The following is a 17,724-nucleotide window of genomic DNA, read 5'->3' as shown; positions in this document are numbered from 1 at the left end:
GGCGCACCCGAAAAATTCACCAAACAGTAGCGCCAATTTCCGAAACCTGCGTCATCAACCCGGGGATTTTCATGGATTATTTCATCATCGTCGCGGTCACCGTGGCCGGTTTGTACTTCCACTGGTGGCTGTACGTACGAATCAAACGCTGGATGGACCGCGACCTGGCGCTGTCCCTGGCGGGGCAGGATGAGCAGAAAAAGACCTACATGCTGCAACAATTGGCCCGCGCCCGGGAGCAAGGGGTCAAGCGCCGGGACTTGCCGCAATGGCTTAAAACCGCTGCGGCAGGTTACCCCGAAAGTTAAGGCGCCAGACGCTCGCGCGTCCAGTTCGCCCCTTGCAGGCGGTAGTTGAGGCGATCGTGCAGGCGGCTCGGACGCCCCTGCCAGAACTCGATGCGCTCGGGCAGCAAACGATAACCGCCCCAATGTTCCGGGCAGTGCGGTTGGCTGTCGCTGAAGCGTTGTTCGGTGGCCTTGAGCAAGTCGTCCAGCTCAGCGCGCCCTGAAATCACTCGGCTCTGGGGTGAAGCCCAGGCGCCGAGGCGGCTGCCTAGCGGGCGAACCTGATAATACGCGTCCGACTCCTGCGCGGTGACCTTCACCACTTTGCCCTCGATGCGCACCTGGCGCTCCAGGGCCGGCCAGAAAAACGTCATGGCCGCGAATGGATTCGCGGCCAATTGCTGGCCCTTGGCGCTGTCGTAGTTGGTGAAGAACGTGAAACCCAGGGCATCCAGGCCCTTGAGCAGCAGGATCCGGCAATGCGGGCGCCCTTCTGCATCCACCGTCGCCAAGGTCATGGCGTTGGCCTCCACCGGGGCCTGTTCGGTTTTCACCGCGTCGGCGAACCATTGGTGGAACAGTGCAAACGGCTCGGCCGGAGCTTGCGCCTCGGTCAAGCCATCGCGGGTGTAGTCGCGGCGCATATCAGCCAGCGGTTGGGTCATGGCGCGTTCCTTGTGGTTAGCCCATCACTGCTTGGGGGTATCGGCGGCCGCGACTTTCTTGGTATCGGTGGCGGCTTTGGCCGGTTGGGTTTTCTTCGCCGGGGTAGTGGCCTTGGCAGGGGCTTTCTTGGCAGGTGCCTTGGCCACGGCTTTTTTGGCCGGTGCTTTTTTGCTGGTCGGGGTCACGGCTTTTTTCGCCGCAGGCGCTGGGGCCGGGGCCACGGGCTTCACGTCCTGGGCCGCCACCAGCGTCACTGGTGCGGGGGCTGGCATGTTGTATTTACTCAGCAGCGCAACCATGGTGTTGGCCGGCGTGACCAGCAGTTCCACGCGACGGTTCAAGGCACGCCCTTCCACACTGTCGTTGGCCGCACGTGGCGCCACTGCGCCCATGCCGCGCAGCATCAGGCGATCACGTTGCAGACCGCTGAGACGGAAAATCGCCGCCACGGACTGGGCACGCTCCTGGCTGAGCTTCAGGTTCGCAGGTGCGGCGCCCGAGGTGTCGGCGTGGCCGAGGATCAGCACGGCGGTCTTGGGGTCGGCTTCAAGGATCTTCGCCACGCGGGTGAACGGCCCTAGGGTCACGGGCAGCAGCATGGCCGGACGGTCCGGGTTGAAGGAGCCGTCCACGGGCGCGGTGACCACCAGCACGTTGTCGCGGCGCTCGAGTTGGAGCTTGCTGTCCTGGATAGCCGTGCGCAGCTTCGGCTCGTAGTCGTCGAGCCAGGCCTGGGTGACTTTCGGATCGGGCATCGGCACCGCCTTGGCGGTTTCCTGATCCTTGCCGCCAAACGGCCACCACCACTTGCCGTTGCTTTCGGCTTCGGCCTTGGCAACGGCCGGCGCCTTGGCTTCAGGCTTGTCCTGGGGCTTGACGTCATCTTTCTTCGCAACGTCGGCAGCATCATCGGAAGAGAACGGCCACCACCAGTGGGTGGCGCTCTCCGCCTTGGCTTGCGGTGCGACGGCGGCCGGTTTCAGAGGCGCCGCTGGCGCCGTGTCCTTGGCCACGACCTTGTCGGAAGAGCCGAACGACCACCAGCTACTGCCGCCTTCGGCATCATTTTGTGGGGTTTGTGCGCAACCGGTGATAGCGAAGCACAGCGCCAGAGCGAGGGTTTTATTCGATGACATTGGATATCCACAAAATGATGTAAATGGAAAATAAAGGCCATGTTTTGGCCGCATAAACAGTCGCTTGGAAACTGAAAAGGCCCCGAGGTTCCGGTGCCCGCCGCCTTCAATGGCGTTTTATAGACAAGTGGCAAGTACCTTCGCAAGGTTCTGCGCGCGCGGGTCCATCAATACGTAAGGCCCGAGCGTGTTGGTCACGAAGCCAAAAGCCACATCATGTTCCGGGTCGGCAAAACCCAAGGAGCCCCCGGCCCCCGGATGACCGAACGCCCGTGGGCCGAGGCCGTAGGTCGCATTCGGCACATCCGGCTGGTCGAGCATGCAACCCAGGCCGAAACGGGTCTGGGTCAACAAAGTCTTATCCTCGCCGAAGCTGTGCTGGCGAGTCAGTTCATCGAGCATTTCACCTTCCAGCAGGCTGCCATCCAGCAGCCCCGCATAGAACCCGGCCAGGCTACGGGCGTTACCGTGGCCGTTGGCCGCCGGTTGCTGCATGCGCCGCCACTCCGATTTGTTGGTACTGGTCATGATCGACGGCGGGTTGGTGAAGGCCCGGGTGGTCATGGCCGTGGGCTCGCGCATCGTCACCTGCAGCAGGCGTTGGGCCGCGGCATCGCCGACGTTACCTTTGCCACGGGCGATGTGGGCCACGCGATGAAACTCCTCGTCGGCCAGGCCAACATGAAAATCCAGGCCCAACGGCTTGGCCACACGGGCCACGATGGACTCACCCGGACCACGCCCATCAGCCCTTCGCAGCAGCTCGCCGATCAGCCAGCCATAGGTGATCGCGGCATAACCGTGACCCTCGCCCGGCGTCCACCAAGGTGCTTCGGCGGCCAGGGCATCGACCATGGCTTGCCAGTCATAAAGCGCTTCGGGCGGCAGCAATTCACGCAGCGCCGGCAGCCCGGCCTGATGGCAGAGCAACTGACGCAGGGTAATGGATTGCTTGCCGGCGGCGGCAAACTCGGGCCAATAGCGGGCTACCGGGGCATCCAGCTGCAACTTGCCTTCGGCCACCAGTTGCAGGGCGGTGACGGCGGTGAAGGTCTTGGTGCAGGAAAACAGGTTGGCGATGGTGTCGCTGTGCCAGGCTTCATGGCCATCCTTGTCGGCGGTACCGGCCCACAGATCGATTACCGTGCGACCACCCACCTGGATGCACAACGCCGCGCCGCGCTCCTGGGGATTATCGAACAGCGCCGCGAACGCTTCACGCACCGCCTCGAACTGAAGTTCATAATGGCCTTGAATCTGCACCCGTAACTCCCTTGAAACAAACACTTTTAAGGTGGCAGGCATTGTTTCAGCCATTAGGGTTTTTGGGAACCGTCGCAAGACGGCTGGCTAAGCATGCCCACCGAGGCAAGAAGAACCTGTGGGAGCAAGGCTTGCCCGCGATGAGGCCCGCGAGGTCTTTCTGAAACTCAGGTGCCTTCATCGCGGGCAGCCTTGCTCCCACAAATACATTGCTTCACCGTGAAATCGCAGCAGCCTCAGGAAATCTCCCGCCGAAACGGCGGCAGCGCGTTGAGGATCGCCTTGCCATAGCGCTGGGTTACCAGCCTGCGGTCGAGCAAGGTGATGGTGCCGCGGTCTTCCTCGGTGCGCAGCAGGCGGCCACACGCCTGGACCAGCTTCAGCGAAGCGTCCGGTACGGAAATTTCCATGAACGGGTTGCCGCCTCGGGCTTCGATCCACTCGGCCAGCGCGGCTTCCACCGGGTCATCGGGGACCGAGAACGGAATCTTGGCAATCACCACGTGCTCGCAATAGGCACCGGGCAAGTCCACGCCTTCGGCAAAACTCGCCAGACCGAACAGCACGCTGGAATCCCCACCATCGACCCGCGCCTTGTGTTTGTTCAGGGTTTCCTGCTTCGACAGGTTGCCCTGGATGAACACCTGCTTGCGCCAGTCACGGTCAAGGCCATCGAACACGTCCTGCATCTGTTTGCGCGAGGAAAACAGCACCAGGGTGCCCCGTGAGCCTTCCACCAGTTCCGGCAGGTCGCGGATGATCGCCGCCGTGTGGGCAGCGGCATCCCGCGGATCGGCCTTGAGGTCCGGCACCCGCAGCACGCCGGCGTCGGCGTGGTGGAAGGGGCTCGGGACCACGGCGGTCACGGCTTTCTTCGGCAGGCCGGCGCGCATGCGGAAGCGGTCGAACGTGCCCAGGGCGGTCAGCGTGGCGGACGTCACCAGCGCGCCATAGGCCACGTTCCACAGGTTGCGACGCAGCATTTCCGCCGCCAGGATCGGGCTGGCATTGACCTCGATATCGAACAGCGAACCGCTTTCGGCCAGGGTCAGCCACCGCGCCATTGGCGGGTTGTCTTCCGGGTCTTCGGCGGTGAAGGCCGTCCACAGTTCCCAGTTGCCTTGTGAGCGGGACAACAGGCTGCCAAACAGCGGGTACCACTCCTCGGCCTGGTTGCTGGCGATTCCGATGTTGACCTCGCCATCCATGCCTTCCTTGAGCAGGTCGGTCAGGCGCGTGAACAGGTCGGTCAGGCGTGCGAAACCTTTCTTGAGCTCGATGCCCATTTCGCGCATGTGCTCGGGGATCACCCCGCCGACAAACCGATGGCGTGGCCGCTCGCGGCCCTCGACGTCTTCGCCGGGCTTGAAGTCGGCCACCTGCTCGCAAGCGGTGAACATGAACTGCTGGTTCGTCTTGATTTCCCGCGCCAGCTCCGGCACTTGCTCGATGAACTTGCCCAGGTCGCCCGGCAATGGATGCTGGGCCAACAGTTTGGTGAGGTTCTTGGCAGTGGTTTCCAGCCAGTCGGCGGTGGAGCGCAGCCGGGTGTAATGGGCGAAATGGCCGATGGCCTTGTCCGGCAGGTGGTGACCTTCGTCGAACACGTAGATCGTGTCGCGCGGGTCCGGCAGCACCGCACCACCGCCCAGGGCCAGGTCGGCCAGCACCATGTCGTGGTTGGTGACGATGACGTCGACCTTGCCCATGCCTTCGCGAGCCTTGTAGAAGGCGCACTGGCCGAAGTTCGGGCAATGCCGGTTGGTGCACTGGCTATGATCGGTGGTCAGGCGGGACCAGTCGGCGTCTTCCAGGGCCGTGGACCAGCTGTCGCGGTCGCCGTCCCATTTATTGCCGGCCAGCTTCTCGATCATGCTGGTGAACAGCTTCTGGCTGGCCTCATCGACTTCAATCTTGAAGCCTTCTTCTTCGAACAACTGGGCCGTGGCGGTCTGCGCGTGGCCTTCCTGGAGCAACATGTCGAGCTTGGAAAGGCACATGTAGCGCCCACGGCCCTTGGCCAGCGCGAACGTGAAATTCAGCCCGCTATTGCGCATCAGGTCGGGCAGGTCCTTGTAGACGATCTGCTCCTGCAGGGCGACGGTGGCCGTGGCGATCACCAGGCGTTTGCCGGCGGCCTTGGCAGTGGGAATCGCCGCCAGGCTGTAGGCCACGGTCTTGCCGGTACCGGTGCCGGCCTCCACCGCCACGATAGCGGGCTCGCCACTGCGCCGACCTTCGTCGTCGGTGTCGATGTCACCCAGGACTTTTGCCACTTCGGCAATCATCAGGCGCTGGCCATATCGCGGCTTGAGGCTCTTGGCTTCGAGAAAACGCGAATAGGCGCCCTGGATCGTGGTTTTGAGTTCGGTGCTGATCATGTATGGTCGGGCGCTAAAAACGCTGGATAAATTTTCAGTGGTTCGGATCGGCGGTTATCATACCCCGCTAATGAATCCTGCGCAGAACGGAGTAACCCAATGACACCCTTTGCCCTCGTCTACACCCTGCATTTACTGGCGGCCCTGGTCTGGGTCGGCGGCATGTTCTTCGCCTGGATGATCCTGCGCCCCGCCGCAATGACGGCGCTTGAGGGCCCTGCCCGGCTCAAGCTGTGGGTAGAAGTGTTTCAGCGTTTTTTCGTCTGGGTCTGGGTCGCCGTGGTGCTTTTACCGATCAGCGGTGTAGGCCTGATCCATGTGCGCTTCGCCGGTTTCGAAACCGCGCCGCGGTACGTGCAGGTGATGATGGGGTTGTACGTGGTGATGACAGCGCTGTTTATCCGCATCCAAGGCCTGCAGCTGCCGGCATTGCGTAGCGCCGTGACGGCGCAGGACTGGCCGGCGGGTGCGGCGGTGCTGGGGAAGATTCGGCGGTTGGTGGGGATCAACCTGTTGATCGGCTTGCTGGTGGTGGCGATTGGCGCGGCGCGACCGATGTTCTGAAAAGATTGTACAAGACCCTGTGGGAGCGAGCTTGCTCGCGATAGCGGTGGATCAGTCAGCCTTATGTGACTGACATACCACTATCGCGAGCAAGCTCGCTCCCACAGGTTCAGATCAGGTTTTTCTTCAGAACCGCTGCACCGTTACCACCCCAGCCGCTCCGGCAGGCCCAGGCTGACCGTCAGCGCCAGGACGACCGCTTTTGCCGCCGTCAGCGGTATAGACCAGGCAGCCCTTGGCCTTGCCTCCCGCCCCGGGTTTGCCGCCGTGCCCCGCCGCGCCACCGGCACCGCCGTCCACCGTCACTTTGATCTGCTCGGCAGGATAGGCGCGGGGCAGTTCAAGGCGTACCAGCGCACCGGCCGCACCCGGCTGGCCATCGCTGCCATTGCTGCCGTCGGCCCCGCGACCGGCCGAACCCCAGGTGCAACCCGGCGCCTGGCCATTGGCGCCGTCAAGACCGACGAAACCCGGCGCACCGGTACCACCGCGGGCATCCACCGACAACAGCGGCGCATTCAAGGCATTGAAACGCAGGTTGAGATCGCGCCCAGGCCGCGCGGCCTTGGTATAGGTACCCGGTGCGCCGCGTGAAGTGATCTGGCTGCCCTCGGCCAGCTCAGCCTGGGCCACTTTCATTTCCAATACCTGCTGCGCTGGCACGATGGCGATCCGCGCCTCACGTCCCAGGTGCAATTGATCGATGGTCAGTTCAGTGACATTGGAAGGCACCAGCAGCGTGCCGTAGTCGGCCACGTCCAGTCGCTCGAGGGCCAGGGTGCTGGTGGTGTTGGGCAGGCGCATCAACGAATGGCTTTCGACCTGGACCACCTGGGCCGAAGCCCACGGGCATACGAGTGCGGCGAGCAGACACAATTTACGCATGGGAAGCCTCTGGCGCGGTCGGGAGGGTTTGCAAATGGAAGATACCGAACAGCAGCACTCTGAGGCGATCACGACCTGGCGCGGGGCGGCCACGGAAACTGGCCCTGAACAACAGCAGTTCCAGCACATGGAGCACCAGCAAAAACGCGCCGGCGACGTTGACCAGCAGATGCAGCGGATGGACGAACGGCACGACCAGATTGACCAGCACCACCAGCCAGAACAACAGGGTCAGCAAGCGCCCCAGCCCCCAAAACACCTTCATATGCCCCCCTGATCGGGAATTATTCTTTGCGCGCACAGTAACGGCTTGCGCGCAGGATAAGCCAGAGGGTCAGGCAAATTTAATCTAACCTGAGCCCCGGCTCGCCTTCCCGACGACCCGGTAGCCCTGGCCCGCGCTTCAACGCTGGATATGCAGCTCGACCCGACGGTTCTGCGCCCGTCCTTCGTCGGTCTCATTGTCGGCCACCGGCTCGCTTTCGCCTTTGCCTTCGCTGGTGAGTTTGTCGGGGGCCAGCCCCTGGGTCAGCAAATACTCCACGACGCTGCTGGCCCGACGTTCAGACAGCCCCTGGTTATAGGCATCACTGCCGACACTGTCGGTGTGACCCACGACCCGGATGCTAGCGACATTGGCATGGCTGAGCTTGCCCATCAGCCCATCGAGCTGGCTTCGAGCTTCTGCGGTGAGGTCGGATTTGTCGAAATCGAACAGTACCTTGCCGGCATCGTTGAGGGTGATGACCTCGCTAGCCGGTGCTTCAGGCTCCACAGGTGGGGCACTGGCCGGGTATTGCGGCACCGGGCAACCGTGATGTTCGACAGGGGTATTGGCCGGTGTATCAGGGCAACGGTCGCGGCGGTCGAACACCCCGTCGTCGTCTTCATCGCCATCCTGGGCGTAGCAGATCAAACCACCGCCCAGCAGCCCCAACGCGGCGCCACCGGCGGCCCAACCGCTGCTTTCAATGGCCCCCAACCCGCCACCGACCAGACCGCCGATCAGGCTACAGATTGGCCAGGTGCGTTGATTGAGAGGTGCGCTGCCGTCGCTGTGAGTGGCGCAACCGGACAACAGACTGCTCGCCAGCAGTACCGGTAAGGCGGCCCTGATTAGAACGTTCATGATGAAGGCTCCTGTGTCACCGGCCCATACCGGTCACACAGGAGTAAAGACCCGCATCCGCAACTCCACAAGCCGCGGATGGCAAGGGTTTCAACGGTTTATCTTGATTTCCGTGCGACGGTTCATTGCGCGGCCGTCGGCGGTCTTGTTATCGGCCACCGGCTGGCTCTCACCGGCGCCGGACACCGAGACAAAACTGGCACGCGGTACGCCGTTGTCGACCAGGTACTGCACCACCGAGTTGGCCCGTTTCTCCGACAACCGTTGGTTGTAGGCATCGCTGCCGACACTGTCGGTATGGCCGGTGACCCGCAGTTGCGTGGTGGACGTTTCCTGTTTCAGCCGGGTCGCAACGCCGCTCAGGACATTTTTGTCGGCCGGGGTCAGCGTGGCTTTGTTGAACTCAAAGTGCACGTCGCGGATCACGATGGTTTCTTCCTTGACCACTGGAGGCTCTTCAGCCATTGGCGGTGGTGCGGGAGGTGGGCAACCGTCGGCATCGACCTGCACGCCCTTCGGTGTGCCCGGGCACTTGTCGCGGCTGTCCGGCACGCCATCGCCGTCTTCATCGCCATCGCCGTGTACCCAGCAATAAGCCGCCGCCATGCCACCGACGAACAACGCGCCGCCGCCAGCCCAGGAACTACTTTCGGTGGCGCCCAAGCCTGCGCCGATCACACCGCCGACGGCGGCACAGGTCGGCCAGTCGGTTTTCTGCAAACCTGCGCAACCAGTCAACACACTGGTTAGCAGAACCAGGGGTAACGCTGTCCGAACTATGCTCATCGGTTTTCTCCTTGAGGGATCGGCTTGTCGCCGATTCAGGGGAGTAAAGACCCGTCTTCGAATCTGCGCCAGCCTGAGTAATCGCGGGTTTTCGCCCCGTGTTTGCGAAGATTCCGCACGTTCAGGGACAAACCGCTCTAGGCCACGATGTCCGGGCAGGCTATCGTGGTGGTTCTGACTGAGGAACTTCGATGACCGTTGCCATTTCTGCGCGTACGCCCCAGCAAGCCTTGGCGGCCGTGCTTGACCGTTATGCCCCGCAAAAACTGCTATTGATCGGTGCCAGCGGCTTTCCCGCGCTCGAAGCATTCCAGCAGGCCCATCCCGACACCGAAGTGGTCCACGCCAGCCCCGGCGCACTGCCGGCGGAGGTGGCGGCGCGGCGTTTTGACCTGGCCCTGGCGCTCGATTGCCTGGAGCATTTGCCCAAGCGCGAGGGTCTGAACCTGTTGGGTGGCATCCGCAATCTCAATGCCAGCCGCATCGCCGTGCTGGCAGACCTCAACGCCTGCGGCTGGCAAGAGACGGACTTTTTTTCCCTGGCCCTGCAAGCCAGCGAGCGATTCCAGCGCGAAGATCAGGTCCTGACCCTGTTTACCTACGATCTGCTTGAATACAAACAGGTCCCCGACTGGCTCAACTCGCGCTTTTGGGCCAACCCGGAAAATTTTGGAAAATACTGGTGGTAACCGTGAACACAAGCCCGCACACACCCATTTGCCCCTGCGGCAGTGGAAACCCACTGGACGCCTGCTGCGGCCACTACCACGACGGTCACCCGGCGCCCTGCGCCGAAGCCTTGATGCGCTCGCGCTACAGCGCCTATGTGCTGGGGCTGGTTGATTACCTGGTCGCCACCACCCTGCCCGCCCAGCAGCCAGGCCTCGATCGCCAGTCGATCAGCGAGTGGAGCGCCAACAGCACCTGGTTGGGGCTGGAAGTGGAAAGCAGCGAAGTGCTCGGTGGTCAACCGGAACACGCCTTTGTCACGTTCACGGCACGCTGGCACGACGGCCAGGGCGAGCACAGCCACCGCGAGCAGTCCTCCTTCGTACAGAACAGCGGGCGCTGGTACTTCATCGACCCGACCGTACCGGTCAAGACCGGCCGCAACGACGGCTGCCCTTGCGGTAGCGGGCATAAATTCAAAAAGTGCTGCGCCGGCTACTTCAATCGTTGATCTCGCAAATGTCCGACACTCATCCATCGGCCCATGGGGCTAGACTGGGGGTAAACCAGAGGCTCGGACATGACCGCCACATCACTCCTGCTGCGCATCACCTGCCTGCTGCTGTTCGTCGGGCTCGGCGGTTGCGCGTCCTGGCAAGGTGAAGAAGCCCCTGAACCACAGGTGCACCTGGTCAAGGTCGAGGTGGTGCGGGCCCGGCTGCTGGAACAGAAGTTCATGCTGCACTTTCGCGTCGATAACCCCGGCGACAGCGACCTGACCGTTCGCGGCCTGACATACCGCATCCACCTGGGCGACCTGTTGCTGACCGAAGGTGAGCATGAACACTGGTTCACCGTGAGCCCCCGGCACAGCGCCTACTTCAAGGTGCCGATCCGCACCAACCTGTGGCCGCAGGTGCGGCAGGTGGTGAAGTTGCTGGAGAAACCCCGGGAACAGATCCCCTATCGTCTGGAAGGTGAGCTGGAAACCGGATTATTCATCGCTCACTACGTGCACCTGGAACGCAATGGCGTGATAATCGCCGCCGATTTTATTGCGGAGTAACCCCGATGACCCAACAACCCCACGTCCATGGCCCTGATTGCAACCACGATCACGACCATCATCACGATCATGACCACGGCCATGTCCACGGTCCGAACTGCGGCCACGCCCACCAGGAACCGGTGCGCAACGCCCTGAAGGATGTCGGCCGCAACGACCCTTGCCCGTGCGGCAATGGCAAGAAATTCAAGAAGTGCCACGGGGCTTGAGGGTCCGGGCGAAAAACCTTTTCGCCTGCTAGACCGTCATCGCGAGCAAGCTCGCTCCCACAGGAGATTTGCGAAGAATCAATGTGGGAGCGAGCCTGCTCGCGATGAGGCCGGCACATTCAGCACCTGTCTGTCAGCCCGCCTGCAAAATCCGCTTCACAGCAACCACCGTCGCATACTCGCCATGCAAGTTGCCCAGGGACATGGCATGCACGTCGGCCGCCGAACGGGCGTTGCCGAAGTAATCGCTCTTGTCGAAGGTAAAGCAGGCATCCTCGACCACCCACGTGTCGAATCCCAGGTTGCCGGCCGTACGCGCCGTGGACTCCACCGAGTTGTGCGTCGCCACGCCGACGATCACCAGTTGCCCGATGCCCGCCCTGCGCAGGTCTTCCTCCAGGCGCGTGCCACTGAACGCATCCGGTACTTGTTTCTGCACCAGCCCTTCCCCCGCCAGCGGTTCGAACCGTGGCTGGACCTCCACGCCCGACTGCCCCGGCCAGAACACCGAGTCCGGCGAGCGGGACAAGTGGTGGACGTGAATCACCGGTCGTGCCGTGTGTCGCCATAAAGCCAGTAGCTCGAGCATGCGCAGCTCTGCCTCGGGATTGTTGCGAGGGCCGAGTCTGGGATGAAGGATGCCTTTTTGTTGATCGATGAGGATCAGCGCTGCGTTGTGTTGTAGCTCCATACCAGTTTTCTCTTCTCGATCACTGAATCTTCCACACTTGAGCATCACCTCTTCCTACAGGCAAGCCTTCGAGCAAAAGCGATGCCCCAGCCCCGGAGTTTCATCGCCAAACCAACAAATAACCCTCGCCCCGCTTGCGCGGCCCCCTCCTGCTCACTAACGTAGCGCCTTTATTGGTGCCACCCCCCCTCCCGCAGGAGCTTTGCCATGGCCTCGCCAGCCTCTATTTCCCTTATCCCCCGGCTCGGCGTTGCCGCCGCAGTGGCCAGTGTGCTCGGCTTGAGCGGATGCCAGACCTGGAATGCCCAGGACACTGTCCCACCGACTTCCGGTGTGCAACCGCTCAAGGGGCTGGCGCAGAACGTCTCGGTCCGGCGCAATGCCACGGGCATGCCGCTGATCGAAAGCAACAGCTTCCATGACGCCCTGTTCACCCTCGGCTACGTCCACGCCAGCGATCGCATCACCCAGATGGTGACCCTGCGCCTACTGGCCCAGGGGCGGCTGGCAGAGATGTCCGGCGCCGAACGGCTGGACGTCGACCGCTACATGCGCGCCGTCAACCTGAAGAAAAACGCCGACGAGCTGTACAAGGCATCTTCGCCACGGCTCAAGCGCTTCTTCGAAGTCTATGCCCGCGGCGTCAACGCCTACCTGTTCCGCTACCGCGACAAGTTGCCGTCGGACCTGGCCGCCACCGGCTACAAACCCGAATACTGGAAACCGGAAGACTCGGCGCTGATGTTCTGCCTGCTGAATTTCAGCCAGTCAGCCAACCTGCCGGAAGAAATCGCCAGCCTGGTACTGGCCCAGACCGTCACCAATGACAAACTCGCCTGGCTGAGCCCGTCCTATCCAGACGAACCACTGCCCATGGCCGAGGCCGACAAACTCCAGGGCTTGCGACTCAATGGCCAGATTCCGGGCCTGAACGAGATCAGCAAGGCCACCAGCCAGTTGGCCGAGCTGAACCTTTTGAGCGCTGCGTCTTCGAGTAACTGGGCCATCGCGCCGCAACGCAGCCGCAGCGGCAAGAGCCTGTTGGCCAGCGACAGCCATGGGCCGCTGGGCATGCCGGGGCTGTGGAGCCCCGTACAGATCCGCGCACCCAAGTACCAGGCGGCCGGGATTTCCGTGGCGGGGATCCCGATGATCCTGGCCGGGTTCAACGGCAAAGTGGCCTGGAGCATGACCAGCGTACTGGGGGACAACCAGGACCTGTTCCTGGAAAAAATCCGCCGCCAGGGCAACAGCCTGTCCTATGAGGTCAACGGCAAATGGCAGCCAGCGATCGTGCGCAACGAAACCTATTTCATCAAAGGCCAGCGGCCGATTCGTGAAGCGGTGTTCGAGACCCGTCACGGCCCGCTGCTCAACAGCGCCCAGGGCCCGGCCATGGCCAACGGCTTTGGCCTGGCCTTGCAGACGCCGAGCTTGAGCGACGACAAGACTTTGGATGCCTTCTTCGACCTGTCCCGGGCGCAGACCGTCGAGAAAGCCTCCGACGCCAGCCGGGAAATCCGCGCCATGGCGGTGAACCTGGTATTTGCCGACGCCAGCCATATCGGCTGGCAAGTCACCGGTCGCTATCCAAACCGCCGCGAAGGCGAAGGCCTGTTGCCGTCGCCGGGTTGGGACGGTCGCTACGATTGGGACGGTTACGCCGACCCGATGCTGCACCCTTATGATCAGGACCCGGCCCAGGGCTGGCTTGGCACGGCCAACCAACGGGTCATCCCACACGGCTATGGCATGCAGCTGTCCAACTCGTGGGCCGCACCGGAGCGTGGCGAACGCATGGCCGAGCTGGCCGGCGCGGGCAAGCACGACACTCGCAGCCTGACCGCCATGCAATATGACCAAGGCACGACGTTCGCGGCCAAGCTCAAGAAAGTCTTCGAAGCACCGGGCATGGCCCAGCCGCTCAAACAGGCGATCGAAGCCCTGCCGGTGGCTGACCGGGCCAAGGCCCGCGAGGCCTACACTCGCTTGATGGCATTTGATGGCCGGCTCAGCCCGACCTCCGCCGACGCGGCGATCTATGAGCTGTTCCTGCAGGAAAGCATGAAGCAGATTTTCCTCGACGAACTGGGCCCGGACAGCAGCGCGGCGTGGAAGGCGCTGGTCGCCAACGGCCAATTGTCCTACTCGGCCCAGGCCGATCATCTGCTGGGGCGTGAAGACAGCCCGTTCTGGGACGATGTGCGCACACCTCAGAAAGAAGACAAGGCCGTCATCCTCGCCCGCAGCCTGGCCGCCACCATCAGCGCCGGTGAAAGCCAGTTGGGCGGTGATCGCAAGGCTTGGCAGTGGGGCCAGTTGCATCGCTACGCGTGGAAGAACAGCAACAGCCAGATCGTACGCGGCCCGCTGCCGGCCGGTGGCGACGCCAGCACGCTCAACACCGCAGCGTTCGCTGGGGGCAGGACTTCAACACCACCCTGGCGCCAGCCATGCGCTTTATCATCGACTTCGGCCAGCCTGAACCGTTGATGATCCAGGATGGTGCCGGACAGTCCGGCAACCCGGTCAGCCCGAACTACGCCAATGGCATCGATCCGTGGATCAAGGGGCAGTACCAGAGCCTGCCGTTGCAATCGCAGAATTTCGATCGGGGCTATGGCAAGTCGCGGTTGACCCTGGTGCCTGGCAAATAACAGCAGGCTGTTCATCGCCCTGTAGGAGCTGCCGAAGGCTCGGGCCGCGTTCGGACGATCTTTTGAGCTTTCGCTTGAGATTCAAGCGTCAGGGGAAAGATCGCAGCCTCGTTGCACTCGTCAGCTCCTACAGTCCCACAGGCCAGCGGGGCGGGGCGACGTTTTGCTAGATTTCCTCGCCACATTTGTCCATCCCATCACCCGATCCTGCCCCCCGAAAATCCGATAGAACTTCTCCCCTTACCCTCGCCTCTACCTGACAAGCCCATCGCTCCGGTGACTGCATGGATCTTGTCATTGCCCGCCCCGAAGGCTTGTACTGTCCGCCCGGGGATTTCTACATCGACCCGTGGCGTGCGGTGGAACGTTCGGTCATCACCCACGCCCACGGCGACCATGCCCGCAGCGGCAACCAACACTACCTGGCAGCGGCACCCGGCGAAGGCATTCTGCGTTCACGCCTGGGCCAGGACATCAACCTGCAAACCCTGCCCTACGGCGAACGCCTGTCGCATCATGGCGTGACCTTGAGCTTTCACCCCGCCGGCCATGTGCTGGGCTCGGCCCAGGTGCGGCTGGAATATCAAGGCGAGGTCTGGGTGGCGTCGGGGGATTACAAAGTCGAGCCTGACGGCACCTGCACCCCGTTCGAGCCGGTGAAATGCCATACCTTCATCACTGAATCGACCTTCGGCCTGCCAATCTACCGCTGGCAGCCCCAGGCGCAGATCTTCGAAGAGATCAACCAGTGGTGGCGCGGGAACATCGCCGCCGGCCGAGCCAGCGTGTTGTTCTGCTATTCCTTCGGCAAGGCCCAGCGGATTCTTCACGGCATCGATGAAAGCCTCGGCCCGATCCTGGCCCATGGGGCGGTGGAGCCACTGAACCGGGTCTACCGCGAGGCCGGTGTTCACCTGCCGCCGACAATTTATGCCAGCGACATCAACAAGAACGACCCGATCATGGGCCGGGCGCTGGTCATCGCCCCGCCCTCTGCCGGTGGCAGCAGCTGGATGCGCCGCTTCGGCGACTACAGCGACGCCTTCGCCAGCGGCTGGATGCGCCTGCGCGGTACGCGGCGGCGGCGCGGCGTGGACCGGGGTTTTGTGCTGTCCGACCACGCCGACTGGCCTGGCCTGCTCTGGGCCATCGAACAGACCGGCGCCGAGCGGGTGATGGTCACGCACGGCTCGGTAAGCGTGCTGGTGCGCCATCTCTGCGAGCAAGGCCTCGACGCCCAGGGGTTCAGTACCGAATACGGTGACGATGAAGAAGACCTCGCCACGGCCACCGACAGCGGTGAGGAGGCGTCATGAAAGCCTTCGCCGAGCTGTACGCCGAACTGGACGCCACCACCTCAAGCAATGCCAAGCTTGCCGCCATGCAAGCCTATTTCACCAAGGCCTCGCCTCAGGACGCGGCGTGGGCCGTGTACTTCCTGTCCGGCGGGCGACCACGGCAACTGGTGCCGGTAAAAATCCTGCGGGAGTTGGCGGTCCAGGTATCCGGGTTGTCGCTCTGGCTGTTCGAGGAAAGTTATCAGGCCGTGGGCGACCTGGCCGAAACCATTTCGCTGGTATTACCCGAATCGCCCCATAGCTCCGATGAAGGCCTGGCGCTGTGGATCGAAGAGAAGCTGCTGCCGTTGCGCGGTGAGTCGCCCGAAATCCTGGCTGAACAGCTCCCGGCGCTGTGGGCGCAACTCGATCGGCCGAGCCTGATGCTGTGCATCAAGCTCATTACCGGCAGCTTTCGCGTCGGCGTGTCAAAACTGCTGGTAACCCGGGCCCTGGCCGGCATGGCCAACCTGGACAGCAAGCGGGTGGCCCAACGCCTGGTGGGCTACACCGACCTGTCCCATCGTCCGACGGCCGCCAGTTACCTCAAGCTGATCGCGGCCGAATCCGCCGATGAACATGCCCAGCGCGGCGGCCAGCCTTATCCGTTTTTCCTGGCCCATGCCCTGTCTGCCCCGGTGGAGCATTTCGACACCCTGCTGGGACCGGCCAACGACTGGCAGGTGGAATGGAAATGGGACGGCATCCGTTCCCAGGTGATCAAGCGCGATGGCCATTTATGGGTCTGGTCTCGAGGCGAAGAACTGGTGACCGAGCGCTTCCCCGAACTGCACGCCCTGGCGCAGGTACTGCCCGACGGTACCGTGATCGATGGCGAAATCGTGGTGTGGAAAACCGCCCGACCGGTGACCGGGGACGCCTTCGACCCGGACGCGCCGTTGCAGCCGGCGGTGCAACCCTTCGCCCTGTTGCAACAGCGCATCGGTCGCAAGACCCTGGGCAAGAAAATCCTCGAGGATGCCCCGGTAGTGGTGATGGCCTACGACCTGCTGGAATGGCAAGGCGAGGACTGGCGCAGCCGCCCCCAGGCCGAGCGCCGCGAACGGCTGGAAGCGCTGATCGCCCGTGTTCACAGCCCGGTGTTGTTGCCATCGCCGACGGTCACCGGCCAGGACTGGTTCGACCTCGCCCGGCAACGTGAAGCCTCTCGCCGCCTCGGTGTCGAGGGCATGATGCTCAAGGCTCGCAACGCGCTATACGGCGTCGGTCGCACCAAGGACATGGGCGTGTGGTGGAAATGGAAGATCGACCCCTTCAGCGTCGACGCGGTGCTGATCTACGCCCAGCGCGGCCACGGCCGGCGCGCCAGCCTGTACAGCGACTACACCTTCGCCGTATGGGACAACCCGCCGGACAGTCGCGAGCGCACGCTGGTGCCGTTTGCCAAGGCTTATTCAGGGCTGACCGATGCAGAAATGCGCCAGGTCGACAGCATCGTGCGCAAGACCACCGTGGAGAAGTTCGGCCCGGTGAGCAGCGTCACGCCCACCCTGGTGTTCGAACTGGGTTTCGAAGGCATCGCCCTGTCCAATCGCCACAAGAGCGGGATCGCGGTGCGCTTTCCACGGATGTTGCGCTGGCGCCAGGATAAAACCGTCGAAGAGGCAGATACCTTGGCAACACTTCAGGACCTGCTGAAATAGCGCGGTACGCTCTTTGTGGCGAGGGGATTTATCCCCGCTGGGCTGCGAAGCGGCCCCCAAAAAGCCTGAGATGAACAACCTGACACTCCGAGGCGACTGACTGTTGGGGCTGCTGCGCAGCCCAGCGGGGATAAATCCCCTCGCCACAAATAATTGCTCACCCCATAGTGTTTCCCAAACAACGCACGCTCCATCCCGGTGCATCTTTTGATGTACGCTCATCCCCGCGCACCATCGCATTCCGTTGCCAGCCGTCGAAGCTTTTAAAACACTTGTTCGGCACTCTGGTTCGGAAATTGCTACCTTTATGCCGTCATACCGTTCTCGCCTTCAC

At 62.8% G+C, this 17,724-nt stretch carries 17 protein-coding genes and 1 pseudogene; 9 read left to right on the top strand and 9 right to left on the bottom strand.

Annotation, left to right across the window (positions count from 1 at the left end):
- Positions 1 to 71 precede the first annotated feature (71 nt).
- The gene (locus tag KI235_RS06510; RefSeq protein ID WP_003198448.1) at positions 72 to 308 is read left to right on the top strand and encodes a hypothetical protein; all 237 of its coding nucleotides are present in this window, start codon (positions 72 to 74) and stop codon (positions 306 to 308) included.
- On the opposite strand, the gene pdxH is transcribed toward KI235_RS06510, so the two are convergent.
- The 4 genes from pdxH to dinG form a co-directional block, all read right to left on the bottom strand.
- Entirely contained in the window at positions 305 to 952 is a 648-nt protein-coding gene (gene pdxH, locus KI235_RS06505) for a pyridoxamine 5'-phosphate oxidase (protein ID WP_003198446.1), read from the bottom strand. The two genes, KI235_RS06510 and pdxH, sit on opposite strands and share 4 nt — an antisense overlap.
- Positions 953 to 976: 24 nt before the next feature.
- A complete protein-coding gene (locus tag KI235_RS06500) occupies positions 977 to 2,089 on the bottom strand; it encodes an OmpA family protein (protein ID WP_003198444.1) in 1,113 nt (370 codons plus the stop codon).
- Between the two features lie 117 nt (positions 2,090 to 2,206).
- Complete coding sequence (locus tag KI235_RS06495) at positions 2,207 to 3,352, bottom strand: EstA family serine hydrolase (protein WP_003198442.1); 1,146 nt, start codon at positions 3,350 to 3,352, stop codon at positions 2,207 to 2,209.
- A gap of 236 nt (positions 3,353 to 3,588) precedes the next feature.
- Positions 3,589 to 5,733, bottom strand: coding sequence for an ATP-dependent DNA helicase DinG (gene dinG / locus KI235_RS06490; RefSeq protein ID WP_003198440.1), 2,145 nt, complete (start codon positions 5,731 to 5,733; stop codon positions 3,589 to 3,591).
- A 99-nt stretch (positions 5,734 to 5,832) separates the two neighbouring features.
- Between dinG and KI235_RS06485 the strand changes: the two genes are divergently transcribed.
- A complete protein-coding gene (locus KI235_RS06485; protein WP_003198438.1) occupies positions 5,833 to 6,297 on the top strand; it encodes a DUF2269 family protein in 465 nt (154 codons plus the stop codon).
- Between the two features lie 126 nt (positions 6,298 to 6,423).
- On the opposite strand, the gene KI235_RS06480 is transcribed toward KI235_RS06485, so the two are convergent.
- The 4 genes from KI235_RS06480 to KI235_RS06465 form a co-directional block, all read right to left on the bottom strand.
- On the bottom strand, positions 6,424 to 7,182 hold the full coding sequence (locus KI235_RS06480) for a hypothetical protein (protein ID WP_003198436.1): 759 nt from the start codon (positions 7,180 to 7,182) through the stop codon (positions 6,424 to 6,426).
- On the bottom strand, positions 7,175 to 7,447 hold the full coding sequence (locus KI235_RS06475; protein WP_003198434.1) for a DUF1145 domain-containing protein: 273 nt from the start codon (positions 7,445 to 7,447) through the stop codon (positions 7,175 to 7,177). The genes KI235_RS06480 and KI235_RS06475 overlap by 8 nt, the downstream gene beginning before the upstream one ends.
- A 138-nt stretch (positions 7,448 to 7,585) precedes the next feature.
- Positions 7,586 to 8,311 carry an OmpA family protein gene (locus KI235_RS06470; RefSeq protein WP_003198431.1) on the bottom strand — a complete coding sequence of 242 codons (726 nt, stop codon included), beginning with the start codon at positions 8,309 to 8,311 and terminating at the stop codon, positions 7,586 to 7,588.
- 90 nt (positions 8,312 to 8,401) lie between these two features.
- Positions 8,402 to 9,097 carry an OmpA family protein gene (locus KI235_RS06465; RefSeq protein WP_212795596.1) on the bottom strand — a complete coding sequence of 232 codons (696 nt, stop codon included), beginning with the start codon at positions 9,095 to 9,097 and terminating at the stop codon, positions 8,402 to 8,404.
- A 191-nt stretch (positions 9,098 to 9,288) separates the two neighbouring features.
- Between KI235_RS06465 and KI235_RS06460 the strand changes: the two genes are divergently transcribed.
- The 4 genes from KI235_RS06460 to KI235_RS06445 all read left to right on the top strand — a co-directional run bounded on the left by KI235_RS06460 (position 9,289) and on the right by KI235_RS06445 (position 11,041).
- A complete protein-coding gene (locus KI235_RS06460) occupies positions 9,289 to 9,786 on the top strand; it encodes a DUF6231 family protein (RefSeq protein WP_027912089.1) in 498 nt (165 codons plus the stop codon).
- Between the two features lie 2 nt (positions 9,787 to 9,788).
- Positions 9,789 to 10,277, top strand: a complete 489-nt coding sequence (locus KI235_RS06455; protein WP_003198424.1) for a YchJ family protein — start codon at positions 9,789 to 9,791, stop codon at positions 10,275 to 10,277.
- Between the two features lie 69 nt (positions 10,278 to 10,346).
- Positions 10,347 to 10,832 (top strand): LEA type 2 family protein, encoded by a 486-nt coding sequence (locus tag KI235_RS06450; protein WP_003198422.1) that lies wholly within the window; start codon positions 10,347 to 10,349, stop codon positions 10,830 to 10,832.
- 5 nt (positions 10,833 to 10,837) lie between these two features.
- Positions 10,838 to 11,041 (top strand): SEC-C metal-binding domain-containing protein, encoded by a 204-nt coding sequence (locus tag KI235_RS06445; protein WP_003198420.1) that lies wholly within the window; start codon positions 10,838 to 10,840, stop codon positions 11,039 to 11,041.
- Between the two features lie 133 nt (positions 11,042 to 11,174).
- Here KI235_RS06445 and KI235_RS06440 read toward each other — a convergent pair whose 3' ends face one another.
- Positions 11,175 to 11,732, bottom strand: coding sequence for a cysteine hydrolase family protein (locus KI235_RS06440; protein ID WP_003198418.1), 558 nt, complete (start codon positions 11,730 to 11,732; stop codon positions 11,175 to 11,177).
- A 207-nt stretch (positions 11,733 to 11,939) separates the two neighbouring features.
- On the opposite strand from KI235_RS06440, the pseudogene KI235_RS06435 reads away from it, so the two are divergent.
- The 3 genes and pseudogenes from KI235_RS06435 to KI235_RS06425 all read left to right on the top strand — a co-directional run bounded on the left by KI235_RS06435 (position 11,940) and on the right by KI235_RS06425 (position 17,390).
- Positions 11,940 to 14,389, top strand: a pseudogene (locus tag KI235_RS06435) (penicillin acylase family protein).
- 284 nt (positions 14,390 to 14,673) lie between these two features.
- Positions 14,674 to 15,705 (top strand): ligase-associated DNA damage response exonuclease, encoded by a 1,032-nt coding sequence (locus KI235_RS06430; RefSeq protein ID WP_003198413.1) that lies wholly within the window; start codon positions 14,674 to 14,676, stop codon positions 15,703 to 15,705.
- A complete protein-coding gene (locus KI235_RS06425; RefSeq protein ID WP_003198411.1) occupies positions 15,702 to 17,390 on the top strand; it encodes an ATP-dependent DNA ligase in 1,689 nt (562 codons plus the stop codon). Before KI235_RS06430 ends, KI235_RS06425 begins: the two co-directional genes overlap by 4 nt.
- Positions 17,391 to 17,724: the final 334 nt, after the last annotated feature.

Source organism: Pseudomonas sp. St386, from assembly GCF_018325865.1.
GTDB classification, from domain to species: Bacteria; Pseudomonadota; Gammaproteobacteria; order Pseudomonadales; family Pseudomonadaceae; genus Aquipseudomonas; species Aquipseudomonas brassicacearum.
The sequence above is the reverse complement of the archived record's forward strand: the minus strand, read 5'-3'. Positions and strand labels throughout refer to the sequence as shown.